Origin of the sequence: Mesorhizobium sp. B3-1-9 (genome assembly GCF_006439595.1) — a bacterium.
GTDB lineage: Bacteria > Pseudomonadota > Alphaproteobacteria > Rhizobiales > Rhizobiaceae > Mesorhizobium.
In genome coordinates, this window is record NZ_VFTJ01000013.1 from 18073 (window position 1) to 43622 (window position 25550).

28 protein-coding genes are annotated in these 25550 nt (G+C 62.9%); 14 read left to right on the plus strand and 14 right to left on the minus strand.

From position 1 onward, the window contains the following. Positions 1–12 precede the first annotated feature (12 nt). A complete protein-coding gene (locus FJW07_RS21325; protein WP_140858687.1) occupies positions 13–1389 on the minus strand; it encodes a glycosyltransferase in 1377 nt (458 codons plus the stop codon). 113 nt (positions 1390–1502) lie between these two features. On the opposite strand from FJW07_RS21325, the gene FJW07_RS21330 reads away from it, so the two are divergent. Further along, positions 1503–2420 (plus strand): hypothetical protein, encoded by a 918-nt coding sequence (locus FJW07_RS21330; RefSeq protein ID WP_246680835.1) that lies wholly within the window; start codon positions 1503–1505, stop codon positions 2418–2420. A 189-nt stretch (positions 2421–2609) separates the two neighbouring features. Here the strand turns inward: FJW07_RS21330 and FJW07_RS21335 are convergent, their stop codons facing one another. Beyond that, complete coding sequence (locus tag FJW07_RS21335) at positions 2610–3467, minus strand: alpha/beta hydrolase (protein ID WP_140858688.1); 858 nt, start codon at positions 3465–3467, stop codon at positions 2610–2612. A gap of 148 nt (positions 3468–3615) precedes the next feature. Here FJW07_RS21335 and FJW07_RS21340 point away from each other — a divergent pair, with 148 nt between their 5' ends. Continuing rightward, positions 3616–4059, plus strand: coding sequence for a MarR family transcriptional regulator (locus FJW07_RS21340; protein ID WP_140645769.1), 444 nt, complete (start codon positions 3616–3618; stop codon positions 4057–4059). A gap of 78 nt (positions 4060–4137) precedes the next feature. On the opposite strand, the gene FJW07_RS21345 is transcribed toward FJW07_RS21340, so the two are convergent. Continuing rightward, complete coding sequence (locus tag FJW07_RS21345; RefSeq protein WP_140858689.1) at positions 4138–4782, minus strand: glutathione S-transferase family protein; 645 nt, start codon at positions 4780–4782, stop codon at positions 4138–4140. 348 nt (positions 4783–5130) lie between these two features. On the opposite strand from FJW07_RS21345, the gene FJW07_RS21350 reads away from it, so the two are divergent. Then, positions 5131–5775 carry a 50S ribosomal protein L25/general stress protein Ctc gene (locus FJW07_RS21350; protein WP_140653359.1) on the plus strand — a complete coding sequence of 215 codons (645 nt, stop codon included), beginning with the start codon at positions 5131–5133 and terminating at the stop codon, positions 5773–5775. Between the two features lie 110 nt (positions 5776–5885). Continuing rightward, positions 5886–6608: an aminoacyl-tRNA hydrolase gene (pth, locus tag FJW07_RS21355; RefSeq protein WP_140645766.1), complete on the plus strand. Its 723-nt coding sequence runs from the start codon at positions 5886–5888 to the stop codon at positions 6606–6608. Between the two features lie 167 nt (positions 6609–6775). Here the strand turns inward: pth and FJW07_RS21360 are convergent, their stop codons facing one another. Next, the gene (locus FJW07_RS21360) at positions 6776–7057 is read right to left on the minus strand and encodes a hypothetical protein (protein ID WP_140645765.1); all 282 of its coding nucleotides are present in this window, start codon (positions 7055–7057) and stop codon (positions 6776–6778) included. Positions 7058–7277: 220 nt separating this feature from the next. On the opposite strand from FJW07_RS21360, the gene ychF reads away from it, so the two are divergent. The 4 genes from ychF (at position 7278) to FJW07_RS21380 (ending at position 10427) form a co-directional block, all read left to right on the plus strand. Further along, positions 7278–8381: a redox-regulated ATPase YchF gene (gene ychF / locus FJW07_RS21365; protein ID WP_140653357.1), complete on the plus strand. Its 1104-nt coding sequence runs from the start codon at positions 7278–7280 to the stop codon at positions 8379–8381. Positions 8382–8400: 19 nt separating this feature from the next. Then, positions 8401–9375, plus strand: coding sequence for a magnesium/cobalt transporter CorA (gene corA / locus FJW07_RS21370; RefSeq protein WP_140645763.1), 975 nt, complete (start codon positions 8401–8403; stop codon positions 9373–9375). 114 nt (positions 9376–9489) lie between these two features. Then, positions 9490–9960, plus strand: a complete 471-nt coding sequence (locus FJW07_RS21375) for a MaoC family dehydratase (protein ID WP_140653354.1) — start codon at positions 9490–9492, stop codon at positions 9958–9960. Then, the gene (locus tag FJW07_RS21380) at positions 9957–10427 is read left to right on the plus strand and encodes a MaoC family dehydratase (protein ID WP_140858690.1); all 471 of its coding nucleotides are present in this window, start codon (positions 9957–9959) and stop codon (positions 10425–10427) included. Before FJW07_RS21375 ends, FJW07_RS21380 begins: the two co-directional genes overlap by 4 nt. Before the next feature lie 99 nt (positions 10428–10526). Here FJW07_RS21380 and FJW07_RS21385 read toward each other — a convergent pair whose 3' ends face one another. The 4 genes from FJW07_RS21385 to petA all read right to left on the minus strand — a co-directional run bounded on the left by FJW07_RS21385 (position 10527) and on the right by petA (position 13927). Next, positions 10527–11072: an adenine phosphoribosyltransferase gene (locus FJW07_RS21385; protein ID WP_140653350.1), complete on the minus strand. Its 546-nt coding sequence runs from the start codon at positions 11070–11072 to the stop codon at positions 10527–10529. 97 nt (positions 11073–11169) lie between these two features. Next, on the minus strand, positions 11170–12027 hold the full coding sequence (locus tag FJW07_RS21390) for a cytochrome c1 (protein ID WP_140645759.1): 858 nt from the start codon (positions 12025–12027) through the stop codon (positions 11170–11172). A 21-nt stretch (positions 12028–12048) separates the two neighbouring features. Then, complete coding sequence (locus tag FJW07_RS21395) at positions 12049–13350, minus strand: cytochrome b N-terminal domain-containing protein (protein WP_140645758.1); 1302 nt, start codon at positions 13348–13350, stop codon at positions 12049–12051. A 16-nt stretch (positions 13351–13366) separates the two neighbouring features. After that, positions 13367–13927 (minus strand): ubiquinol-cytochrome c reductase iron-sulfur subunit, encoded by a 561-nt coding sequence (gene petA / locus FJW07_RS21400; protein ID WP_112099424.1) that lies wholly within the window; start codon positions 13925–13927, stop codon positions 13367–13369. A 310-nt stretch (positions 13928–14237) separates the two neighbouring features. Here petA and FJW07_RS21405 point away from each other — a divergent pair, with 310 nt between their 5' ends. Then, complete coding sequence (locus FJW07_RS21405) at positions 14238–14582, plus strand: cupin domain-containing protein (RefSeq protein ID WP_140782434.1); 345 nt, start codon at positions 14238–14240, stop codon at positions 14580–14582. A gap of 71 nt (positions 14583–14653) precedes the next feature. Continuing rightward, positions 14654–15508 carry an alpha/beta hydrolase gene (locus tag FJW07_RS21410; RefSeq protein ID WP_140645757.1) on the plus strand — a complete coding sequence of 285 codons (855 nt, stop codon included), beginning with the start codon at positions 14654–14656 and terminating at the stop codon, positions 15506–15508. Here the strand turns inward: FJW07_RS21410 and FJW07_RS21415 are convergent. Genes FJW07_RS21415 through FJW07_RS21435 form a run of 5 tightly spaced genes read right to left on the minus strand, consistent with a single transcriptional unit; the run spans position 15505 to position 21962 of the window. Next, entirely contained in the window at positions 15505–15816 is a 312-nt protein-coding gene (locus FJW07_RS21415; RefSeq protein ID WP_140645756.1) for a DUF6665 family protein, read from the minus strand. The genes FJW07_RS21410 and FJW07_RS21415 overlap by 4 nt on opposite strands. Before the next feature lie 9 nt (positions 15817–15825). Continuing rightward, complete coding sequence (locus tag FJW07_RS21420) at positions 15826–17709, minus strand: ABC transporter ATP-binding protein (protein WP_140645755.1); 1884 nt, start codon at positions 17707–17709, stop codon at positions 15826–15828. Beyond that, a complete protein-coding gene (locus FJW07_RS21425; protein WP_140645754.1) occupies positions 17706–19598 on the minus strand; it encodes an ABC transporter ATP-binding protein in 1893 nt (630 codons plus the stop codon). The genes FJW07_RS21420 and FJW07_RS21425 overlap by 4 nt, the downstream gene beginning before the upstream one ends. A 40-nt stretch (positions 19599–19638) precedes the next feature. After that, positions 19639–21519 (minus strand): ABC transporter ATP-binding protein, encoded by a 1881-nt coding sequence (locus FJW07_RS21430; protein WP_140858691.1) that lies wholly within the window; start codon positions 21517–21519, stop codon positions 19639–19641. Between the two features lie 26 nt (positions 21520–21545). Continuing rightward, positions 21546–21962: a hypothetical protein gene (locus FJW07_RS21435; protein ID WP_246680836.1), complete on the minus strand. Its 417-nt coding sequence runs from the start codon at positions 21960–21962 to the stop codon at positions 21546–21548. Positions 21963–22456: 494 nt separating this feature from the next. On the opposite strand from FJW07_RS21435, the gene FJW07_RS21440 reads away from it, so the two are divergent. Both FJW07_RS21440 and soxR read left to right on the plus strand, forming a co-directional pair. Next, positions 22457–22915, plus strand: a complete 459-nt coding sequence (locus tag FJW07_RS21440; RefSeq protein ID WP_140858693.1) for a tRNA (cytidine(34)-2'-O)-methyltransferase — start codon at positions 22457–22459, stop codon at positions 22913–22915. A gap of 148 nt (positions 22916–23063) precedes the next feature. Beyond that, positions 23064–23507, plus strand: a complete 444-nt coding sequence (soxR, locus tag FJW07_RS21445) for a redox-sensitive transcriptional activator SoxR (protein WP_140858694.1) — start codon at positions 23064–23066, stop codon at positions 23505–23507. 181 nt (positions 23508–23688) lie between these two features. Here soxR and FJW07_RS21450 read toward each other — a convergent pair whose 3' ends face one another. Beyond that, complete coding sequence (locus FJW07_RS21450; RefSeq protein WP_140645749.1) at positions 23689–23946, minus strand: hypothetical protein; 258 nt, start codon at positions 23944–23946, stop codon at positions 23689–23691. A 122-nt stretch (positions 23947–24068) separates the two neighbouring features. Here FJW07_RS21450 and hemF point away from each other — a divergent pair, with 122 nt between their 5' ends. Together hemF and FJW07_RS21460 are read left to right on the plus strand one after the other, a co-directional pair. Further along, a complete protein-coding gene (gene hemF, locus FJW07_RS21455; protein WP_140858695.1) occupies positions 24069–24983 on the plus strand; it encodes an oxygen-dependent coproporphyrinogen oxidase in 915 nt (304 codons plus the stop codon). Positions 24984–25240: 257 nt separating this feature from the next. After that, positions 25241–25501, plus strand: a complete 261-nt coding sequence (locus FJW07_RS21460) for a DUF1344 domain-containing protein (protein WP_140645747.1) — start codon at positions 25241–25243, stop codon at positions 25499–25501. The last annotated feature ends 49 nt before the right edge of the window (positions 25502–25550 follow it).

Consider the following 25550-nt stretch of genomic DNA (forward strand, 5'->3'; position numbering starts at 1 on the left):
TTGCGCACGAGATCAGCTCTTTCCGATCAAACCCAGGCGCCGCAGAAGGCCGCGAAGAAAGCGGCCTCGGCCATTGGCCGCGTTCGCCGTCGCCTGGCGTTGCCGCCTCGGCAGCGCTGCGAACTGCTCGGAAAGCCGCCGAAGCGTCGAAGTCCAAAGCAGCGTATCGAGCTGCGCGATATCCGCCGATTTCAGCTCCTCCGGTTCGCTTCTGAGCGCCTGCACCAGCAGATCCCGGAAGTCATCCGGCCTGTCGGCCAGCCGGACATTCCGCCAATGCTTGAATTGCTCGTAGCCGCGCAACGCGAAAGTCGTCGCCACGACGGGCTTGCGATTGTACAGCGCTTCCGCGGTCTTGATGTTCGTGCCGCCGCCCTCAAGGATCGGAAGCATCACGACATCGGCAAGCTCGATCAGCGCGCTGAGGGTCGCGCCGTCCTGCACGCCGAGCAGCTCGATCCGTGCTTTGTCGGCGCCACCGTGCCGCGGGAATCCGGGATCGTTGCGTATCTGGTCGGCAACGTCGCCGACCACCACGATCCGCTCCGAGGCTGAAAGGAAACCGAGGTCCGGACCCGTCATCTGGAGAAAACCGCGGGCGTTGGGCGGATGGCCCGAGCCGACGAACAGCGCCGTGCGCAGGCCGGCGAACCGCGACGCCCAACGATCGAGGCCGATAGGCATTTCCCGCGGCCAAATGCCGTTGGCGGCGACCACCACGCTTGGATTGAGCTTGCGGAAATAGGTTGCATCCTGCTCGCTGACGGCGACGATCAGGTCTGCCTTTGCGGCAAGATCGGGCTCGATGTCTGCCGCGCGTTGAGCACTCCAGAGGTCCATTTCCGCGCCGGCGATGGCCTCCTGCGCCAGCATTTCCTGTTCGACGTTGTGCGAACTGTACACGATTGAAAAGCGTGCCTCGGGCGAGCACGTTTCAACATACTCGCTCAAGGCCGGCCAAAGCCAGCACTGCTCCAGGGCGATGACATCCGGCCTGAAGCCGTCGAGAAATCTTGCGATTTCGCGGCGATGGGACTTGCTGCCTGCGATGAATTCAGCGGCGGCGACATCGGAACGCCATTTGCGCCGGGCCATCTTCTTGCGAAAGCTGCGCGGCATCTCGATGAAAAGATCGCCGGCCTCCATTTCCCGTCTGGCGCCGCGGTTGGGAGTGACCACGACATGGCGTGTTTCCCATCCGCAACCCCGCAAGACCCTGTGGACGGCATTCACCCTCAACTGACCGCCATGGACCGGCCGCCGGATCGGAAACGTTCCAAGCGAAACATACCTCATCGGATCGACGTGATGGCCAGGCCGCCGGCATGAAGTGGCCGTCTCAACGTCGCAATCATTCTCTGGCCCCCAATTTAAGCGGGACACTACCATTGGACGCCCAGTCTGGACATTATGTTGGTGGATGGATGCCAGGTGCGCCCAAGATAAGCCTTGGCGATTGCAAATGTGAGAGCATCAGCTCGGTCTGAAGGGGAAGGAAGCATTTGACGTCGGGCAACGGACGAGATCCTTCCAAGTTGCGAATCCTGACGCTTCTGGCGCGCCATGGCACCGCCAGATATCCCACCGCGCTGCAGGATTTGAAGGCGATGTTTGCCGCGCAAATGCCAGACATGGCGCACCACACGCTTGTGATCGACAATTGCCTGCCGGAAGGTCGGAGCGTCCAGCTTGATCGCGAAGTCGAATTGATCGGGGGCTCCAACTCCAGCTGGGAATTCTCCGCCTGGGACAGCGGCATTGCCCACATCGGCGAACGGGTGAATGGCTATGACCTGGTCCATCTCGCTACGTCTGCATTCGCCGAATACACGCCGGACCATCTCAAGCTGATCGACCAGGACGTCGTGCGGCATCTGTCGGGCTTGAATGCGGTGCTCGGCCACATCGATTTCTTCAATGAGCCCGTGTCGATGTTTGGAATTCCCTCGCAGGCTTGGCTCCGCAGCTCGTTCATCCTGATGCGGCCCAGGCATTTGCAGGCGCTTGGATCGATGGTCGGCGTGACCGATGGCGCGCCGATTTTCAGCGGGAATCCGCTTTCGCCCTTCCGGGAAGACGCACCGGTCTCGCGCCCCTATAGACAGCTGTTGATTGGATGGCTTACCGGAGCCGGTACCGGGCAAGGCCCTGGATGGCACTCCCGGTTCGATCTCACGGACGAAACGCTGCCTCTTTTCGAGAGCAAGGCAAGGGCGATCCTCAACGAGCAGATGCTGACGAACCGATTGCTCGCAATCGGCAGCGCAATCGTCGATGTCACCTGGCTCGCGCGAAAGGCCAAGGCTGCAGACAGTATATCCTTGGGCGACATCCCCGATTGGCGAGCGCAACTGCGGTCGAGAGTGGGGCGCAAATTCGCGCGCCTCCTCGGTAAACCCGGTCGGGGACGACAGCCCTAGAGCATGATCCCGAAAAGTGGGAACCGGTTTTCGGAGAAAGATCATGCTCCAACAACGAGTTAGATCGAGACGGCGATTCAACGAAACGCCATCCCGCTCTAGCAGAAAGCAGCAGGCACGATTTCGAGCTTCATCCTCCCTGCAGCACCCGCCAGAGGGCGGGTGCTTTCGTGTTTCCGGCAAGCAGGCTCAGGCCTTGAAGAACGCCAGCAGGTCGGCGTTGATGACATCCGCATGGGTCGTTGCCATGCCGTGCGGGAAACCCTTGTAGACCTTGAGCTCGCCCTTCTTGAGCAGCTTGACCGAAAGCAGCGCGGAGTCCGCGATCGGGACGATCTGGTCGTCGTCTCCATGCATGACCAGCACCGGCACGTCGATCTTCTTCAGGTCCTCGGTGAAGTCGGTCTCCGAGAACGCCTTGATGCAGTCGTAATGCGCCTTGGCGCCACCCATCATGCCCTGGCGCCACCAATTGTCGACGACGCCTTCGGAAACCTGGGCACCGGGACGGTTGAAGCCGTAGAACGGGCCGGCCGGCACGTCGTGGAAGAACTGGGCGCGGTTGGCCGCCAGCGCAGCGCGGAAACCGTCGAACACCTCGATCGGCAGGCCGCCGGGATTGGCCGGCGTCTTCAGCATGATCGGCGGCACCGCACCGATCAGCACGGCCTTGGCGACGCGTCCTCCGCCGCCATATTGCGCGACATAGCGCGCGACCTCGCCACCGCCCGTCGAATGACCGACATGGATAGCGTCCTTGAGGCCGAGATGCGCGGTGAGCGCGGCCACGTCGGCGGCATAGGTGTCCATCTCGTTGCCGGTATCGGTCTGGCTCGAACGGCCATGGCCGCGTCGGTCATGGGCGACGACGCGGTAACCCTGTGCCAGGAAGAACAGCATCTGGGCGTCCCAGTCGTCGCTGCTCAACGGCCAGCCATGGTGGAAGACGACAGGCTGGCCAGTCCCCCAATCCTTGTAGAAGATCTGTGTTCCGTCCTTGGTGGTGATCGTGCCGCTGCCCGAACCCGACTTGGTCTGCGAGGTCATCTCAATCTCCTTTTATCGATGTCACGATAAACAATATCGCGATAACTATCTCGTAACGGAGGTCGGGAGCCTTGTCCATGAAATTATTTATCGCGATATCATTTTTCGTGGTATGCAATAGATGCTCAGTCGGCAAAAGGAATGCGCCGTGCCTCTCCCGTTGGACAATCAGCTCTGCTTCACGCTCTACGCCACCAGCTTGGCGATCAACCGCACCTACAAGCCCATGCTGGACGAGATGGGGATCACTTATCCGCAATATCTCGTGCTCAATGCGCTGGGAGAGACGGATGGCATGTCGGTGGGCAGCATCGCGCATCGGCTCGCCCTCGAATCGAGCACCATCACGCCGCTGGTGAAGCGAATGGAGCAGGCTGGGCTTGTCACCCGCCAGCGCAGCCAGACGGACGAGCGCCAGGTGCAGGTCGACCTGACCCCCGGCGGACGAGCCTTGCTCGTCCAATGCAATTGCCTGAACGAGACGCTGATCGAGCGGTCAGGCATGAAACTGGCTGAACTCGATGCCTTGAACCGGCAGATCCAGGCGTTGCGCGACGCGCTGAACGGCGGCCTTGCGGTCGACGCCGTCTGAGATGTGCTGAACAAGAGAGCGGGCGCGACCGGACAAGCTTGCGTCCCGGGCGCCTTGGACGGGCTCAGGGGATGCCGGTCACGCCTCTATCTTGACCGGCGACAGTTGCGGCGCCTCCAGCCCCTGGAATGGGTCGCGCCAGGCGTCGATCGCCTCCAGCCGGCCGTACCAGCGCCGGATCGCCGGGTAGTCGGCGAGCGGCAATCCGGCGACGTCGTTGAAAGGCAGGAACGTCGCCATGCGGAAGTCGGCATAGGAGATTGAATTGCCGACCAGCCACTCGCGTCCCGAAAGCTCGGGCTCGAGGATCGCCGCGGCTTTATGGAATTGCCTCAGCCCCTCCTCGACCAGCGCCTGGTCGATAGGACCGAGCCCATAGCGCTGCTTGGTCCCGCGCTCGAAATGCACCATATCGCAGGCGAAAGCGAACCGTTCCTTGCCCCAGCTGATCCAGCGGATCATATCCGGCTCGTCATCCCCGCCGCGCCAGAAATCCGAGCGAACCTCGCGCGAAAGCCGGCAGGCGATGGCGTCGGCCTCCCACAGGCTCCATCCCGATCCCACCAGTATGGGCAATGTCAGATTGGGGTTGAGCACGCGATGGCGTTCGGCCTGCCCCGGCGCCATGGGCGATGCGAACTCGAACGCGATCTTAGCCTTGAGATGGCGCGCCGTCGCGACCGCGAGGCGAGGATTGGGATTGCGGCTGAACAGCAGTTTCATAGTTGGTCCCCTTGGGATGGTTACATGCCGCAGGACGACTGAGATCCGCCCGATCCTACATTCGCGCAAATCGGATTTCCGGCTTATGCTTTCGGTGCTGGAACCCGCCCCGCAAGCCTTCCAGCCCAACCGCTTGCGCCTCTCGCCGCCTTCCGCTATAGAGCCGCCACCCGCGTAGACACCCTTGGAGGCAACGCGGAGGAAGGCCGGCCAGGCCTCGCATGATCCCCAGACGCATTTGGATCGCCAAACGCATCGGACAGATCGTGCAGGCCGCGACGGCTTTCGACGTTTACGGTTGGCCTCGTGCTTGCCGCAAGCGCTCCATAACACGCGAAAGGAAATGCCATGAGCCACGATGCTTACGAGCTCAAGGCCGAAGCGCGCGAACAGGTCGGTAAGGGGTCCGCCCGTGCAGTTCGTCGCAACGGTAAAGTGCCTGCAGTGATTTACGGCGACAAGCAGCCTCCCCTGGCGATTGCGCTGAACTACAAGGACCTCTTCTACAAGATCCACGGCGGCGGGTTCCTGACCACGATCGCCACGATCGATGTCGACGGCAAGAAGATCCAGGTCCTGCCGAAGGATTTCCAGCTCGACCCGGTCAAGGATTTTCCTGTCCATGTCGACTTCCTGCGCATCGGCAAGGACACCGAGGTCAATGTCGACGTGCCTGTCCACTTCATCAATGAGGACAAGTCGCCCGGCATCAAGCGCGGCGGCGTGCTCAACATCGTTCGTCACGAAGTCGAGTTCCACTGCCCGGCCAATGCGATCCCGGAATTCATCACCGTCGATCTCACCGGCACCGACATCGGCGATTCGATCCACATCTCGGCGGTCAAGCTGCCGGCCGGCGTCAAGCCGGTCATCTCCGATCGCGACTTCACCATCGCGACCGTTGCCGGCTCGTCAGCGATGAAGCCGGAGACGGAAGCGACCACCGAGGCGGCTGCGGAAGAGACGGCGGCCCCGGCGGCCGAAGAGAAGTAATTCTCCAGGCCGGATGATTTCATCCGGCTCTAGATCAAAGAAATAGAGCATGATGTTTTCCGAAAACCGCTTCACATTTTTCGGCATCATGCTCTAGTCCGGAGGCGGCGATGCTTGTCTTTGCAGGCCTCGGCAATCCGGGCGCGAAATACGAAAACAACCGGCACAATGTCGGCTTCATGGCGGCGGACGCGATTGCCCGCCGCCATTCCTTTTCCCCCTGGTCGCGAAAATTCCAGGGGCTGATCTGCGAAGGCACTCTCGGCGGCGAGAAGGTGCTGCTGATCAAGCCGCAGACCTTCATGAACCTCTCCGGACAGTCGGTCGGCGAAGCGATGCGCTTCTACAAGCTTGAACCGGCCGCCCTCACCGTGTTCTACGACGAGATCGACCTTGCCGCCGGCAAACTCCGGGTCAAGGTCGGCGGCGGCTCCGGCGGCCACAACGGCATTCGTTCGCTCGACCAGCATGTCGGCAACGCCTATCGCCGGGTGCGCATCGGCGTCGGCCATCCCGGCGTCAAGGAAATGGTGCACGGCCATGTGCTCGGCGATTTCGCCAAGGCCGATCGCGAATGGCTCGACGTCCTGCTCGACGCCATCGCCGACGACGCCGGTCTGCTGGCCAAGGGTGACGACAGCTCGTTCATGAACCGCGTCACGCTGGCGCTCCGCGACAAGCTTGTGCCGACCGGCGATGACGACCGCCCGCCGCCCAAGCCGCCGAAGCAGCAAAGCCATGTCCGCCAGGCGCGCCCGCAGCAGCCGGCGGCAAAACTTCCCGAAAGCGGCCCGATGGCCGCCATGCTGAAGAAGCTGTTCGGAAAAGACTAAAGCGCGTCGCGTCGAAACGGATTCACGCGACGCGCTTAGGTCGTTGCTTGATGCATGTCGTTGTCGCAAAACCGAGGTCACCTTTGCGCGACATGCATTAAATCATCGGGCCGCTCCCCATCGGATCGGCAGGAGCCGCCGATCGCGGAGAACGGCGCCGCCTCGAACTACATGGCGCCGACGGCCATGCCCTTGGTCGTCTCGTCGATCGCATCCCTGACCAGTGCGATGGCCTTGAGACGATGACCGCCCTTGTCGGGAATGGCGACCTGAAGCTGGTTGAGCGCCGTTTCCAGGGCTGCAAGCGCCCGGCTCATATGCGGCTGGCCGGCGGCTTCGGCTTCAGTGGCGGCAAGCGCTGTCGCGCCAACGGCGACTGCGGCGCCCGCAACTCCAAGCGCCACGATGTTGCGTAGACTGTCACGACGGGACAGATTGAAATCGGCCATGTCAGAATTTCCTTTGCTCGAGACTTTTATCGTCCATGCGACCGGGCCAAGCTAGCGTCAAATTGCGACGCCCGCGCTAAACGAACCCTGATCAAGCCGCTTGCAAACCGCACGCCCAGGCACTGGCGACGCCGGCTGCTGTCTTCGAAGGGCTTGACGTTCGTCACCCCTATCGCCCATAGCCCTCACCAAAATCGAATTCCGACAGGACTGGACGAACATGGGTTTCAAATGTGGCATCGTTGGCTTGCCCAACGTCGGCAAGTCGACGCTGTTCAATGCGCTGACCAGGACGGCCGCCGCGCAGGCCGCCAACTATCCTTTCTGCACCATTGAGCCGAACACCGGCGAGGTGGCGGTGCCTGACCCGCGCTTGCAGAAGATCGCGGCGATCGGCAAGTCGAAGGAGATCATCCCGACCCGCATCTCCTTCGTCGACATCGCCGGCCTGGTGCGCGGCGCCTCGAAGGGCGAAGGGCTGGGCAACCAGTTCCTCGCCAACATCCGCGAGGTCGACGCGATCGTGCATGTGCTGCGCTGCTTCGAGGACGACGACATCACCCATGTCGAAGGCCGCATCGACCCTGTCGCCGACGCAGAGACGGTCGAGACCGAGCTGATGCTGGCGGACCTCGAAAGCCTCGAGCGCCGCATCGCCCAGATCCGCAAGCGCGCCGCAGGCAAGGACAAGGAAGCCATGGCCGTCCTGCCGATGATGGAGGCCGCGCTCGAATTACTACAGGCCGGCAAGCCGACGCGCGTCCTGCTCAACGGCATCGCGGCGGAGGACCTGCGCATCCTGCAGGGGCTGAACCTGCTCACCTCGCATCCCGTTCTCTATGTCTGCAACGTCTCCGAGGCGGACGCCGCCACCGGCAACGAGCACACCAGGGCGGTGGAGAAGATGGCGGCCGCGCAAGGCGCCGGCACGGTGGTGATCTCGGCGGCGATCGAGGCGGAAGTCGCCCAGCTTTCCGACGAGGAGGAAATGGAGTTCCTTGCCTCGATCGGCCTCGACGAGCCCGGCCTCAACAAGGTGATCCGCGCCGGCTACGAGCTCCTGCATCTGATCACCTATTTCACCGTCGGACCGAAGGAGACGCGCGCCTGGACGATCCACAAGGGCGATAAGGCGCCGCAGGCGGCCGGCGTCATCCACACCGACTTCGAACGCGGCTTCATCCGCGCCCAGACGATCGCCTACAACGACTTCGTCACGCTGGGCGGCGAAGTAGCCGCCAAGGAAGCCGGCAAGGCGCGCGACGAAGGCAAGGAATATGTCGTCCAGGACGGCGACATCATGCTGTTCAAGTTCAACACCTGATCTCCAGGGAGACCCGGCGATGATAAAAACCTTCGTCGTCGACAATGATCGCCTGCGCCTCACCGAGGACCTTGCGGCCGATGGCGACAGGATCGTCTGGGCCGATCTTTTCAACCCGACCAAGGAGGAAGAGGCGCGCATCGAGAGCTGGCTGGGCATTGCCATCCCGACCCGCGAGGAGATGGAGGAGATCGAGATTTCGAGCCGACTCTATATCGAGGACGGCGGCTACTTCATGACCGCCGTGCTGCCGGCGCAGACCGAGGCCGACGATCCCTTGATGTCGCCGGTAACCTTCGCGCTGGCAGGCAAGAGGCTGATCACCGTCCGCTACCATGAGCCCAAGGCCTTCAAGACTTTCCCGCAGCGCGCCGAAAAGGTGGCGACCGGCTGCACCAGCGGCGACACCATCCTGATCGGGCTTCTCGAGGCGATCGTCGATCGCCTGGCCGACATCCTCGAGCGCGCCGGCCGCGAGGTCGAAACAATCTCGCGCGACATTTTCGAGGCGCGCTCGACCAAGGCCTCAAAACGCAACCGCGATTTCCAGGAGCTCCTGAAAGGCATCGGCCGCAAGGAGGACATCGCCTCCTCGGTCCGCGACAGCCTGATCTCGCTGCAGCGCCTTGCCGGCTTTCTCGCCCATGTCGCTGACCAGACCAAGATGAGCAAGGATGTGCGCGCCCGCATCAAGACGCTGTCGCGCGACGTGCTCTCGCTCGCCGACCACGCGACTTTCCTATCGCAGAAGATCTCCTTCCTGCTCGATGCCACGCTCGGCATGATCTCGATCGAGCAGAACGCCATCATCAAGATCTTCTCGGTCGCCGCCGTCATCTTCCTGCCGCCGACGCTGGTCGCCTCGATCTACGGCATGAACTTCGACATCATCCCCGAGCTCAAATGGGAGTTCGGCTACCCCTTTGCCATCGCCCTGATGGTGGTCTCGGCCATCCTGCCCTTCTGGTATTTCCGCCGCCGCGGCTGGCTCTGACGGGGTTGGCCGGCGACGGCTGGCTTACCAGAAATCACTTGACCAAATTGACTAGGACCTTCATCCGGGAAGGCCCGACTTTGGGGACCACGCGTTGTCAACCGGATTGTCAGCATGACCGGAAAGACCTGGGCCTATGAGGACTTCGTCGAGGGCGCCTCGCTCGACCTCGGCAGCAAGGACGTGAGCGCGGCCGAAATCATCGAATTCGCCAGCGAGTTCGACCCGCAGCCAATGCATCTCGACGAGGAAGCCGGCAAGGCGAGCATCCTCGGCGGGCTTTCGGCTTCGGGCTGGCATACCTGCGCGATGTTCATGCGTATGCTGTGCGACGCTTTCCTGCTCGATTCGACCTCTCAAGGCTCGCCCGGCATCGAGCATGTGAAATGGAAGAAGCCGGTGCTGGCCGGCGACAGGCTTACCGGCACGCTCACCATACTTTCCAAGCGCCAGTCGAAATCGAGGCCGCAGCTCGGCTTGATCACCATGCGCAGCGAGCTCGTCAACCAGCGCGGCGAAAGCGTCTTCGAGCTGGAGAACACTGGTATGTTCCTCGCGCGTGATGCCGCGAGGGACCTGTCATGACTTTGGACGAGTATTTCCTGATCGGCGAAACCGTCACGCTCGGCGCGCATAAATTCGAAGCCGACGAGATCAAGGCGTTTGCCAAAAAATACGATCCGCAGATCTTCCACGTCGATGAAGAGGCGGCGAAGAAGAGCGTGCTTGGCGGGCTCTGCGCCTCGGGCTGGCACACCGCCGCCACCTGGATGAAATACAACCTGGAAAAACGCATGGAGACCGAGGGCGTGCGCTGGACCGGCCCCGGCCCGCAGCCCGAATTCGGCCCCTCGCCCGGCTTCCGTAACCTGAAATGGCTGAAGCCGGTCTACGCCGGCGAGACCGTGACTTTCACGCGCATCGCGCAGGCGCACCGTCCGCTCGCCGGACGCCCGGGCTGGAACCTGCTGACGCTGCGTTCGGAAGGTTTCGATTCGACCGGCGACAAGGTGATCGAATTCGACAGCGCCGTGCTGGTGAAGGTGCAGTGAGTAGTGAGTAGTGAGTATTGAGTAGTGAGTAATGGATATCGGTGTTCTATGGCGAACGTTCGAATTTATCCGCACTCACTATTCACTACTCACTATTTCCTAATGCCCCTCGAACCCGATCAACGTCCTCACCGGCACGCCGAGCGCTTCCAGCTTCTCGCGCCCGCCGAGGTCCGGCAGGTCGATGACGAAGCAGGCCGCGACGATGTCGGCGCCGATTTGCCTGAGCAGCTTCACCGCGGCTTCCGCCGTGCCGCCGGTGGCGATCAGGTCGTCGACGATTATCACCTTCTCTCCTGGCGAGACGCCGTCCTTGTGCATCTCCATCTCGTCCAGCCCGTATTCGAGACTGTAGGCCACGCGCACCGTCTCATAAGGCAGCTTGCCTTTCTTGCGGATGGGCACGAAGCCCGCCGAAAGCTGGTGCGCCACCGCGCCGCCCAGGATGAAGCCGCGCGCCTCGATGCCGGCGATCTTGTCGATCTTCAGCCCGGCATAGGGATGGACCAGCTCGTCGATGGCGCGGCGGAAGGCCCGCGCGTCACCCAGCAGCGTGGTGATGTCGCGAAACAGAATGCCGGGCCTGGGATAATCCGGAATGGTGCGGATGGCCGCAAGCAGCGTGTCTTCGAGGGAGGATTTCATGGGCGGTTGATCCGTTGCCGCACAGTTTTGCCGACAAGCGGCCGAAAAGAAAAGGGCGCCATTCGGCGCCCTTGCATTTTTCTGGAAGCAAGGCGTCTCAGTGCGCCACGTCGGCCCACACCCTGCGCTTGGTCATGTAGACCAATGCGCCGAAGAGCAGCAGGAAGATCATGACGCGGAAACCGGTCTTCTTGCGGTCCTCCAGATGCGGCTCGGCAGCAAACATCAGGAAGGCCGAGACGTCGCGGGCATACTGGTCGACCGTCTGCGGCGAGCCGTCGTCATAGGTCACCTGACCGTCCGAGAGCGGCTTCGGCATCTTCAGCGACAAGCCGGACAGGAAGTACGGATTGTAGTGCGTGCCTTCCGGGATCACCATGCCGGCCGGCGGCGTCTGATCGTAGCCGGTGAGCAGCGAGTGGATGTAGTCCGGGCCGCCCTGCGCGTACTGCGTGAAGATATCGAAGATGAAGCGCGGGAAGCCGCGCTCGACGCCGCGCGCCTTGGCGAGCAGCGACATGTCCGGCGGGGCGGCGCCGCCATTGGCGGAGGCCGCGGCCTGCTCGTTCGGGAACGGCGCCGGGAAGTGGTCCGACGGCTTGCCGGGACGGTCGAACATGTCGCCGGCGTCGTTCGGGCCGTCATGGATGGTGTATTCGGCGGCCAGCGTCTTGATCTGCGCTTCCGAATAGCCGAGCCCTTCCAGCGTGCGGAAGGCCACCAGGTTCATCGAGTGGCAGGCCGAGCAGACTTCCTTGTAGACCTTCAGGCCGCGCTGCAGCTGCGCCTTGTCATAAGTGCCGAACGGACCGGCGAAGCTCCAGCTCATTTCCTTCGGTTCGTTGATCGGGAAATGCGTCGGAGCGGCCGCGTTGTGTTCCTCTTCGGCGGCGATGGCAGCGGTGCCCGCGACCACCAGGCCAAGCAGCGCCAGCGAGGTGAGAATCTTCTTCATACCCAAAATCCCCTCAGATTCTCAGCCCGTGGTTTCCGGCGCGACGGTAGCACGTGCCGGATGTCCGCTGCCGCCCTTTTTCTTTTCAAGCACGGCCTCGGTGATCGAGTTCGGCAGCCTGCGCGGCGTCTCGATCAGGCCGAGCACCGGCATGATGACCAGGAAGAAGGCGAAGTAGAACAGCGTCGCCATCTGCGCCATGAACACATAGCTGCCTTCCGCCGGCTGCGAGCCGAGCCATCCGAGCAGGACGGCATCGGCCACGAACACCCAGAAGAACAGCTTGTACCATGGACGGTAGACCGCCGAGCGCACCTTGGAGGTGTCGAGCCACGGCACCAGGAACAGCATGGCGATGGCGCCGAACATGCACAGCACGCCGCCGAGCTTGGAGTTGATCGGCCCGATGTTGAAGGTGATGGCGCGCAGGATCGCGTAGAACGGCAGGAAGTACCATTCCGGAACGATGTGGGCCGGCGTCTTCAGCGGGTTGGCGACCGTGTAGTTGTCCGGGTGGCCGAGAAAGTTCGGCAGGTAGAAGACGAAATAGGCGAAGACGAACAGGAACACGATCATGCCGAACGCGTCCTTGATGGTGGCGTAGGGCGTGAAGGCGACAGTGTCGGTCTTCGACTTGACCTCGATGCCGGTCGGGTTCGACTGGCCCACGACATGCAGCGCCCAGATGTGCAGCACGACGACGCCGGCGATCATGAACGGCAACAGGTAATGCAGCGCAAAGAAGCGGTTCAGCGTCGGATTGTCGACGGCGAAGCCGCCGAGGAGCAGTTCCTGGATCCAGTTCCCGACCAGCGGAATGGCGCTGAAGAAGCCGGTAATGACGGTAGCGCCCCAGAAGCTCATCTGGCCCCAAGGCAGCACGTAGCCCATGAAGCCGGTGGCCATCATCAGGAGGTAGATGATGCAGCCGAGGATCCACAGGAGCTCGCGCGGCGCCTTGTAGGAGCCGTAGAACAGGCCGCGGAAGATGTGGATGTAGACGGCCACGAAGAAGAACGAGGCGCCGTTGGAATGGAGATAGCGCAAGAGCCATCCCGAATTCACGTCGCGCATGATCTTCTCGACCGAATCGAAGGCGAGATTGGTGTCGGAGGTGTAGTGCATCGCCAGCACGATGCCGGTCAGGATCTGCGCGACCAGCATGATCGACAGGATGCCGCCGAAGGTCCACATATAGTTGAGGTTGCGCGGTACCGGATAGGCGACGAAGCTGTCATAGACCAGCCGCGGCAGCGGCATGCGGGCGTCGAACCAGCGCTCGATACCGGTCTTGGGCGTATAGGTCGAGTGTCCCTCGCTCATCGAAATATCCCCTGCCTCAACCGATAAGGATCTTGGTATCGGAAATGAACTTGAATACCGGGATCGCCATGTTCTCCGGCGCCGGGCCTTTGCGGATGCGGCCAGCGGTGTCGTACTGCGAACCGTGGCACGGGCAGAACCAGCCGCCGAAATCGCCTTCCTGGCCGAGCGGGATGCAGCCGAGATGGGTGCAGACCTGCACCATCACCATCCAGGCTTCCTTGCCGGGCGTGGTACGGTTGGCATCGGTCGCCGGCGCGTCGGAGGGCAGGTTGGCGTTGCGCGCGATCGGGTCCTTCAGATCGGCGAGGTTGACGGCCTCGCCGTCCTTCATTTCCTTTTCGGTGCGGTTTCGCACCACCACCGGCTTGCCGCGCCACTTGACGATCAGCGAAGAACCGGGCTGCAGCGAGGCGACGTCGACCTCCACCGAGGCCAGCGCCAGCGTCGAGGCGTCGGGGCGCATCTGGTCGATGAACGGCCACGCGACGGCTCCCGCGCCGACAACGGCGGCCATGCCGGTGGCTACGTAGAGAAAATCGCGACGGTTGGGATCGTGGATGTCGGTTGCGCTCACGGGTGCCTGATCCTTTCGCCTCTTCCTAACCGGAGGCCGAGCCTTGTCCCCGCTCAATCGCACCTGCCCGACAGCGCATGGCGAACAGGCTAGCGAATTCCTCCGGCATTTGGATTTCGGTTTATGCGTGCAGCCCGTTTTTGTCCAGCGGGGTGAAGGCACAAGGGCAGATTGTCGCGGGGACGCACAGCGGCCTTGGCCGACACCTCCCGGCCAGGCCGTCGGACAGCGTGAAACAGCGAGAAATCCGGGGTGAATCGGGCCGGTGTTCGCCTCGACATCGGCTCCTGGCCCGGTCTATTGTCCGGCCATGGCGCATGTCATCGAACGCGACAGTTGGGCCGAAGCCCCCGACCGCTGGATAGGCGAGCTGCAATGCGGCCAATTCGGCGCCAATTCCTGCCTGATCTTCAACTACCAGCCGTCGATCGGCGGCGGCCCGCGCCTGCACAAGCACCCCTATGCGGAAATCTTCGTCATCCGCTCCGGCACCGGCCTGTTCACGATCGGCGACCGGGAAATCGAGGCCACGGCCGGCCAGATCCTGATCGTGCCGCCCGACACGCCGCACAAATTCACCAATCTCGGCCCCGGCCCGCTCGAAAGCACCGACATCCACGAGAACGGCCACTTCATCACCGAGTGGCTGGAATGATTCTGATTGGGCCTGTCCGAAGCCTGACCGCAACCTAGTTCCATCCATCTGGCAACGATGGAGATCGACGCATGCAAACACGCGCCATCGAGGTCGAGGGGATGGCTATCGCGATCCGGGAAGCAGGACCGTTCGATGCGCCCGGCCTTCTGCTGCTGCATGGCTGGCCGCAAAGTTCATATGCATTCGAGGCAGTCATCGACCGGCTGGCCGAGAACCAGCACGTGGTCGCGCCAGACCTGCCGGGCATCGGCGGCTCGTACGACGCGCCCGGGACTGGCGAGAAGAGATATCTGGCAAGATTGATAAGGGGTCTGATTGGCGCTTGCGGCCTGCGGCAGGTCATCGTCGCCGGTCATGACGTCGGTGGCCAGATCGTCTTCGCGCTGTTGCGCGACTTGCCCGAGGAATTATCCGGCGCGGTGATCATGAACGTCGTCGTCCCCGGCGTGGCGCCGTGGGAAAATGTCATCCGCAATCCGCATATCTGGCATTTTGCCTTTCATGCGATCCCGGCTTTGCCGGAGATGCTGGTAGGCGGCCAAGAGCGCGCCTATTTCGATTTCTTCTTCGATATCCTTTCCAAGGAAAAGACCGCTATCCCCGCGGAAGCCAGGGACATCTATACAAAGGCCTATTCGCGGCCGGAAAGCCTCAAGGCCGGCTTCGACTGGTACCGCGCCTTTGCCGAGGACGCCAAGGTCAATTCCCGCCCATCCGCGATGCCGATCACCACGCCGGTTCTTTATCTCAGGGGTTCGGCCGAATCCGGCGACATCGCCGATTATCTCGACGGCTTGAGGTCCGCCGGTCTGTCGCGGGTCGAAGGCGACATCATCGCGGATAGCGGGCACTTCGCCGCTGATGAGAACCCCACGGCACTCGCTGCAAGATTGGTACGCTTCCGTGAAGAAATCAGTGCCTAACTGGCACCAAGTCTAACCAGCACCGCCCGCGGGATGTCGTATTCGCGGATCACGGCATCATGCTTGCGCAGGCCGCAAAGCTCGCGCTGGATGAAGTAGGCGTGGACGGCCGCGGCGGCTTCCTTGAGCAACCGGTTGCGATGCTCGCCCTCGCCGCTCTCGCGCAACTTGGCAAGGGTTTCCTCGACACGCTGGCCGGCGCGGCCGAGCGCCGCGGCCTTTTCGGCGAGGATTTCGTGGCCGAGCAGGTCGAGCGCGCTCTCCTGCGCGCCTGACCGTCCGAAATTGGTGGGCATGCGTACCGACATGACGCCGTTCTACTCCGCAGGGCGCGTCTCTTCCAGCGCGCTTTCCTCATTGAACAGGAAGCCGCCGGACTGCCGTTTCCAGAGCCGCGCATAGAGCCCATCGAGCGCCACCAGTTCGTCATGCGTACCCTGTTCGACGATGCGGCCGCCGTCGAGCACCACCAGCCGGTCGAGCGCCGCGATCGTCGACAGCCGGTGCGCGATGGCGATCACGGTCTTGCTTTCCATCAGCCTGGTCAGATTCTCCTGGATCGCCGCCTCGATGTCCGAATCGAGTGCCGAGGTCGCCTCGTCGAGGATCAGGATCGGCGCATCCTTGAGGAAGACGCGCGCGATCGCCACGCGCTGCCGCTGCCCGCCGGACAGCTTCACGCCGCGCTCGCCGACATAGGCCTCGTAGCCGGCGCGGCCGCGGTTGTCGCGCAGTCCGAGGATGAAGTCATGCGCCTCGGCTTTCCTGGCCGCGGCGATAACCTGCGCGTCGGTGGCATTCGGCATGCCGAGCTTGATGTTGTCGCGCAGCGAGCGGTGGAACAGCGCGGTATCCTGGCTGACGACGCCGATATTGCCGCGCAGCGAGTTCTGCGTGACCCCGGCGATGTCCTGGCCGTCGATCAGGATCTGGCCACCCTCCAGGTCGTAGAGGCGCAGGATCAGGTTGGCCAAGGTCGTCTTGCCGGCGCCCGACGGGCCGACCAGCCCGACCTTCTCGCCCGGACGCACGACGAGATCGATGCCGTCGAGCACGCCTTGCCCCTTGCCGTAATGGAAGGTGACGTTCCTGACCTCGATGCGGCCGCCGGTGACGACCAGTTCCTTGGCGTCCGGCGCGTCGGTCAGGCCCAACGGCTGCGAAATCAGCGCCTTGGAGTTCTCCAGCACGCCGAGGTTTCGCAAGATGCCGTTGAGCTGCATCATCAGCCTTCCAAGCAGCATGTTGAGCCTGAGCACCAGCGACAGTGTGAAGGCAACGGCGCCGACCGTGATCGAGCCTTCGACCCAGAGATAGATGGCAAAGGCTGCGATCGCCGTGATCATGATGCCGGAGAGCATGGTCAGCGCCATGCGCACGCCGGTCAGCCGGCGCGTGAACGGCCGTAGCGCGTCGAGATAGATGTCGAAGCCGCTGCGAATATAGCGGTCGTCGCCATCGGCTGAAAACAGTTTCAGCGTCTGCACGTTGGAATAGGAATCGACGATACGGCCGGTGATCATCGAGCCGGCCTCGGCGGTCGCCTCTGCATGCTTGCGGATCGCCGGCAGATAGAGTTTCGCCAGCCAGCCGAAGGCGGCGATCCAGATCACCACCAGCACTGCCAGCCGCAGATCGAGACCGGCGACCAGCGCCAGCGTGGTGACCGTATAGACGATCATGAACCACACGACCTCGATGAAGCTTTCCATCAGGTCGCCCGTCGCTTGCCCCGCCTGCCAAACCTTGGTGGCAATGCGGCCGGCGAAATCATTCTGGAAGAAGGCGTAGGACTGGCGCGAGACATGCCGATGCGCCTGCCAGCGCACCAGATTGTAGAAGCCGGGCGTGATCGTCTGTTCGTCGACAAGCGCCGACAGGCCGACCACGGCGGTGCGGATGACGAGCACTACCGCGCCCATGAACAAGAGCTCGGGACCGGCCGCGGCCCAAAGCGCGTGCCAGTTGCGTTCGCCGGGCAGCTGGTCGAGGATATCGACCAGCCTTCCGACGAAATAGAACAGGCCGGCCTCGACCAGCGGCGCGATGCCGCCGATGATCAGCATGGCGAAGAAGGCGAGCTTCGCCTGGCCGACATAGTGCCAGAGAAAGCCGCCGACGCTGACGGGCGGCCGCAGATTCGCCGGCTCGCGGAACGGGTAGACCCAGCGCTCGAACCAGCGATAGACGCCCTTCATCATTCGGCGGCTTCACCTTTCGTCGCCAGATCGTCGGCGACCGGTTTTTCCTCCAGCAGGAACCCGCCCGACTGGCGCCGCCAGAGCTGGGCGTAGAGCCCGCCCCTGGCGATCAGCGCCTCATGCGAGCCGTCCTCGACGATGCGGCCCTTGTCCATGACGACGAGCCGGTCCATCGCCGCGATGGTCGACAGGCGGTGAGCGATGGCGATGACGGTCTTGCCCTGCATGAGCTTGTAGAGGTTCTCCTGGATGGCGGCTTCCACTTCTGAATCGAGCGCGGACGTGGCCTCGTCGAGAATGAGGATCGGCGCGTCCTTCAGCATAACGCGGGCAATTGCGATGCGTTGCCGCTGGCCGCCGGACAGCTTCACGCCGCGCTCGCCGACAAGCGCCTCATAGCCGCTCTGCCCATGGGGATCGGTCAGCCCCGCGATCACATCGTCGATCTGGGCGGCTTTGGCGGCGCTGAACATCGCCTCGTCGCTAGCCGTCTGGCGCCCATATTTGAGGTTCTCGCGAACGGATCGATGCAAGAGCGAGGTGTCCTGGTTGACGAAGCCTATCGCCGTCCGAACGCTTTCCTGCGAGACGTTGCGGATGTCCTGCCCGTCGATCAGCACCTTGCCGTCTTGGACGTCGAACAGCCGCAGCACGAGATTGACCAGCGTCGACTTGCCGGCTCCCGAACGGCCGATCAGGCCGACCCGCTCGCCCGGCGCGATCTTCAGCGACAGATTGTCGATGACCCCGCCTTTGCCGTCCTTGCGCCAGTAATTGAAGTTCACCCGGTCGAACTCGATGCCGCCGGCGGTCACGACGAGGGCCGGTGCGTCGGGCTGGTCCTGCATGACGATCGGCCGCGCGATCGTCGTCATCGAGTTGCTGGCGACGCCGATCTGCCGGAAGACGTTGGCGCCGACGTCGAGGATCCTGCCGGAGATGTTGGCGATCTGCAGCGCGAACGGTATCGCGGTCGCGACGGCCGCGGTGGTCAAGGCGCCGGCGTTCCAGCCGACGAGTGCCAGCCAGCTCACGGCGATGAGCAGCGCCGCGTTGAGGATGAACAAAGCTGACCACATCAGCGTGAAAACGCGCATCAGCTGGTAGAATGTGTCGGCGTGCTCGACGACTGCCTGCGAGACATATTTGTCTTCGTGCTCGCCGGTCGAGAATGTCTTGAGCGTCAGGATGTTGGTGTAGCTGTCGACCATGCGGCCGCTCACCTGCGACCACCGCTCCGACAGTTGGGACGAGCGTTGCGTGATCCTGGGCATCGCGGACCAGAAGATCAGGCAATAGAACACCAGCCACACCGCCACGACCGTCAGGAGAAGCGGATCGAGCCGCGCCAGCACGACGATGGCGACCGCAACGAAGACCAGCGCATACCAGACGGCATCGACGGTGAGGTTGACGCTCATCTCCATCGAATCGCCGCTTTGCATAACCTTGGTTCCGATGCGGCCGGCGAAGTCGTTCTGGAAGAACGACCAGTCCTGGCGCACGACATGCCAATGGCTCTGCCAGCGGATGAGGTCGATGAGGTTTGGCGCGATGGCATGGTTGCGGATAAGCGCGTCGATGACCATCGACAGCGGGCGCAGCAGCACGACGAACGCCATCAGCACGAGCAGCGGCCCATGGGCGGCGAAGAAGTCTCCCGGCCTGGTGCTGGAGAGCAGGCCCACGATCAGGCCGACGAAAATCGGCAGCATCGCGTCCACGATTGCCGCGACCGCAACGATGACGATGCGCAGCCAATAGGCGGTGCGAAACTGCCTTATGAAATACCAGTAGAACCGCCAAAGCCCCATTGGCGGCTGCCTGTCTTCGGCCAGCGCCACCGGCGAATAACGGCTTTCGAACCAGGTGAAGATGCGGTCGAGCATTTTTCTCTCATAGACGCCGGAAACTGCAATCGCGATCGCGTTACTCCGCTGCCATCTCGGATTCCGGCGCCTTGGCATCAACCTCGGTTGGCGCGTCATCGAGCAGGAAGCCGCCGGACTGGTGCTGCCAGAGCTGTGCATAGAGCCCGCCCTTGGCGACGAGTTCCTCATGCGAGCCTTCCTCGATGATGCGACCCTTGTCCATGACGACGAGCCGGTCCATCGCCGCGATGGTCGACAGACGGTGCGCGATGGCAATGACGGTCTTGCCCTGCATCAGCTTGTAGAGGTTCTCCTGGATCGCCGCCTCGGCTTCCGAATCGAGCGCCGAGGTCGCCTCGTCGAGGATCAGGATCGGGGCGTCCTTCAGCATGACGCGGGCGATCGCGACGCGCTGGCGCTGGCCGCCGGACAGCTTGACGCCGCGGTCGCCGACATGGGCGTCGAAGCCCTTGCGGCCGTTGTGGTCCGAAAGCCCGCCGATGAAATCGAGCGCCTCCGCCCGACGCGCCGCTTCGGTGAGCATCTCGTCGGTCGCGTCGGGCCGGCCGTAGAGGATGTTCTCCCTCACCGAGCGATGCAGCAGCGAGGTGTCCTGCGTCACCATGCCGATCTGCGCGCGCAGCGAATCCTGCGTCACCGCCGCGATCTCCTGGCCGTCGACGAGGATCCTGCCGCTTTCCAGGTCGTAGAAACGCAGCAGCAGATTGACCAGCGTCGACTTGCCGGCGCCCGAGCGGCCGACGATGCCGACCTTCTCGCCGGGCTTCACGGTAAGCGACAAGTTCTCGATGACGCCCTTCTGCTTGCCATAGTGGAAGCGGATGTCGTCGAAGCGGATCTCGCCCTGGCTGACACTGATGTCCTTGGCGCCCGGCCTGTCCTCGACCAGGCGCGGCAGCGAGATCGACTGGATGCCGTCCTGCACCGTGCCGATATTCTCGAACAGCCCGGACATCTCCCACATGATCCATTGCGACATGCCCCACATTCGCAGGACAAGGCCGATGACCACGGCGACGGCGCCAATCGTCACCGCCTGCCCCAGCCAAAGCCACAGCGAGATTGCCGTGACGGAGAACAGAAGCAGCGAATTCAGGATGTAGAGCAAGCCGTAGAGCACCGTCACCAGCCGCATCGAGCGGTAGACAGTGTCGAGGAAGCTCGCCATGCCTTCCCTGGCGAAGGTTGCCTCGCGCCGTGCATGCGAAAACAGCTTCACCGTCTGGATGTTGGTGTAGCTGTCGACGACGCGGCCGGTCATGGTCGAGCGCGCATTGGCCTGCTCCTCGCCGACCTTGCCGAGCCGTGGAATGAAAAAGCGCAAGAGCCCGATATAGCCGACCAGCCAGACGGCGAGCGGTGCGGCCAGCCGCCAGTCGGCCGCGCCGACAATGAACAACATGCCGAGAAAGTAGACGATGACGTAGTTCAGCACGTCGATCAGCTTGATCACGCATTCGCGCACGGCGAGCGCCGTCTGCATCAGCTTGGTGGCGATGCGGCCGGCGAACTCGTCCTGGTAGAAGGCCATCGACTGCTTGAGCAGATAGCGATGCACCTGCCAGCGGATGCGCATGGGATAATTGCCCATCAGCGTCTGCTGGTTGAGCAGCGAATGCAGCCATACCGTGCCCGGCAGCGCGAACAGCACGACGAAAGCCATGCCGGCGAGCTTCCATATCTCCGTCTGCAGGAAGGTTTCGCGGTTCTGCGCCGACAGCCAGTCGACGATGCGGCCGAGGAAGCCGAACATCCAGACTTCGGTGAAGGCGATCGCCGTCACCAGCACCGCATCGACGACGATGTAGGGCCAGGCGCCGCGCGTGTAGTGCACGCAAAACGCGATCAGCGTCCTCGGCGGCTCGACCGGCTCCGCGGCAGGGAACGGATCGAGCCTGTTTTCAAACCAGCGGAACATTCCAGGCACTCGACTTGTCTGTGCGCTCACGCGGCGCGGGATTGATGGGCAAGGCTTTGCGGCCGCGCGGCATTGCGGGCCGGCGACACGGAATCATCCGAGTCGCCGGCCCTATCCCGCGCAATATAGGGTTTCGCCGGCATTTCGCCGACAGGTTCGTTTGACGATCCTGAAGGCCCCGAAGTTCCCGACGAAAGGCCGGAGCCTGCCCGGTTCCTGTCGCCCGGCCGGATCAAGCGGATGATCCGGCGCACCAGCGTGGGCCGGCTGTGGTCGGGCACCGCGCGCGAGAAATCGACGTCCGGCAGCATGCCGCGATGCGGCCTGCGCCGTTCCTCGGCATGCACCGCCGACGAATAGGTCTCGCCGATCAGCAGCGCCCAGGTAGCCACCTTGCGCTCATGCAGGCTTCTTGACCCCGGTATCTTGTAGGGATCGAACATCGGTCCGTCCTCCATATGCAAATGCGTTAAAAAGGATGATGCGGCCTCGACCACCGGCATTCGGCCGAAGGCGCGGATCGAATCGGCCGGAACCGGACGACGAGCGTCAGCCTCGGCACGACGGTAACCGTCGGTCTTGACACGACGGCAAGCATCGGTCTTGACACGTTCAGCGGGAGCGCGGCGCCCCTTTGGCAGTTTGAAAAACATCGCAAGATTCCTTCGAAGGCCGAAAACTGGGTTCGGCGGGAATCGGTGCGATGAGGACTTAAAGTGTCAGAAGAATCGTCGTACCGAAACCGCCTGCGGGCATACGTGAGCCCCGGAGAGGAGCTGGATGTGCATGGTCATCATGTGTTCCCCTCCATTCGGTTCGGGTTGACGATGGTGGGCATATACTCGACTTCGCAGAAAATGGCCACCCGCCAGTCCAGAAATCGCCAAAAGCCGGAGGTTCCTGTGGCCGATCTGCCACTTATTAGCAGGATGCGGAAATGAACGATCGTCTCCGCATCGCGCTCTACCAGCCGGATATCGCCGGCAACACCGGGACAATCCTGCGCTTCGCCGCCTGCCTCGACATCGGTGTCGATATCATCGAGCCGGCCGGCTTCCCGCTCTCCGACCGGGCGCTGAAACGGGCCGGCATGGACTACCTCGAAAAGGCGGCGCTTTCCCGCCATGCCGATTGGCACGCCTTCGAGGAGTGGCGAAAGACCAACGCGCGCCGCCTGGTGCTGCTCACCACCAAGGCCACGGCCGCCTACACCGACTTTGCTTTCGTTGCCGGCGACATCCTTCTGTTCGGCCGCGAATCCGCCGGCGTGCCGGATCAGGTCCACCAGGCGGCCGACGCGCGACTGACCATTCCGATGCGGGCGGGCGCCCGCAGCATCAATGTCGCGCTGTCGGTCGCCATGGTCGCGGGCGAAGCGCTGCGCCAGCTCGGCTAGGACGCGCCGGGTTTCCTCGCTCTCCCGAACCGCCACCCCTTCCGCCGTCATTTTCGTCCAGGCGCACATCGCCTTCTCCTGCATTTGCCATATCGTCGCTCTTTCGCTACAAGCTCAACTTAACTTGAGGTCAAGCGGGAATTTGAGAATGGCTCCGGTGAGGGAATTGACGGTCGGCCAGGTGGCGGTGCGCAGCGGCGTGGCGGTATCGGCGCTGCATTTCTACGAGGCCCGCGGGCTGATCCGCAGCCATCGCACTTCGGGCAACCAGCGGCGCTACGGCCGCGACGTGCTGCGGCGCGTGGCGATCATCCGCGTCGCCCAGGAAGTCGGCATCTCGCTTGCCGGGATCGCCCAGGCGTTCCAGTCCCTGCCCGAAGAGCGCACGCCGACGCGCGAGGACTGGAACCTGCTTTCAACAGCCTGGCGCGACGATCTCGACCAGAAGATCGCCCAGCTCAAGAAATTGCGCGACGGCCTGACCGACTGCATCGGCTGCGGCTGCATGTCGATCGACAAATGTCCGCTGAGGAACAAGGAAGACCGGCTGGCCCGGGAGGGAACAGGTGCGAGGCGGCTGGCGGTGCGCTGACGGTCTGGCGCCAAGGTGCATTGAGATTCAGGTCAGGCCGAGCCGGAGTCGAAGACGGGCGTGAAGCGACCAAACTAGGTGACTTCCGAGAACCGGAGCGGAGCGTACTTAAAGTACGTGAGCACCGGAAGCGCAGGAAGCCGCCGTTTGCAGGCCGGCCTCACCTGAATATCAATGCACCTTAATCAGCCGCCGGCAGCCGCCGCATGGTGAACTCGATCACGTCGCCTGGACGTTCGAACCAGCTTTCGATCTCGGTCCAGTAGGCCTGTTTCGGAAAACGCTCGAACCACTCCTTGGCCTTGAGACGCGCATCCGGGCGCGGCAGCACGAAGGTTTCGCGCAAGAAACCGTCGCGCGGCTGGTTTTCGCGCTCAGCCCGTGAGCGCTCCAGCCTCTTCTTCAAGCCATCCAGCGGCGGTCTTGCCGGGGTGCGCACGAAGGAACTCCTTTGCACCTGGATCAGACAGGACTTGACCCTTGTCCTCAAGAGATTAGGGATCGCGCGCAGAAAAAACGAGTCATTTGTCAGGCAAGTGAAGCCTGTGACTGGAGACCGAATTGGAAAGACCTGATCTTCCGGTGGGCCTGCCGGCCGATATCGAGCAGAAGAAGATGAAGGCCCGCCTCTGGTTCGAGGCCTTGCGCGAGCGCATCTGCGTCACCTTCGAGCAGATCGAGCAGGAGCTCACCGGCCCGCAAGCATCATGGTCGCCCGGCCATTTCGAGAAGACCCCCTGGGAGCGCGACGAAGGGCGTGGCGGCGGCGGCGCCATGTCGATGATGCGCGGTCGCGTCTTCGAGAAGGTCGGCGTTCACACCTCGACCGTCCATGGCGAATTCTCGCCCGAGTTCAGGAGACAGATTCCCGGCGCCGAAGAAGACCCGCGTTTCTGGGCGAGCGGCATCTCGTTGATCGCCCACCCCTGGAACCCCAACGTGCCGGCCGTGCACATGAACACGCGCATGGTCGTCACCACGCGCCAGTGGTTCGGTGGCGGCGCCGATCTGACGCCGGTGCTCGACCGTCGCCGAACCCAGGACGATCCCGACACGATTGCCTTCCATCGCGCCATGCAGTTCGCCTGCGAGAAGAACGCCGCCGTCGCCGACTATCCCAAATTCAAAGCCTGGTGCGACGAGTACTTCTTCCTGCCGCACCGCAACGAGGCGCGCGGCATCGGCGGCATCTTCTTCGACTGGCTGCATTCGGACGAGGACAGGGGCGGCTGGAATGCCGATCTCAATTTCGTCCAGGATGTCGGACGCTCCTTCCTTGTCGTCTATGCCCATCTGGTGCGGGGCAACTTCAACCAGGACTGGACCGACGGCGAGCGCGACGAACAGCTGATCCGGCGCGGCCGCTACGTCGAATTCAACTTGCTTCACGATCGCGGCACCATCTTCGGCCTGAAGACCGGCGGCAATGTCGCCTCGATCCTGTCCAGCCTGCCGCCCGAGGTAAAATGGCCGTAACGATCCGGTGAGCCCAGGCCATGGCCGCATTGCTGTCCCATTCGCTGAATCTTGGCGGGCAATGTGGCAAGGGCGATATCTTTTTCGTCTAATATCCTTTTGAAAAAATTGATCTATTTAGGGTCGTCGGGTCGGGAAGCGCCGGCGGTCGAAGCGGAGATCACCTGTCTCCGCCGGCCGTGACTCGACGCGACTTGACGGCCCTGACCAGGAGGGTGCCTGACCAAACGGGCGCCTTGTTTCCAGGAGAGCATGCCATGCGCAAGCTTATCGTGACGGCGGCAGCCGCCGCCTTTCTCGCCTCCGGTGGCGCCGCGTTCGCGGCGGTGAAGCACACCACCGGCACCGTCAAGAGCTTTGATGGAACGGCCATGAGCCTTGTTCTGGACGATGGGTCGACATTCAAGCTGTCCAAGGCCTTCAAGGATCCCGGCGTTCAGGCCGGCGAGAAGGTCCGCGTGTCCTGGGACATGAGCGGCAAGAACAAAATCGCCGAGGCCGTCAAGATCATGAAGTAACGACCTTGCTCTGAAGGTCCAGTTCTCAGGCAGCGGGGAAAGGCGGGGC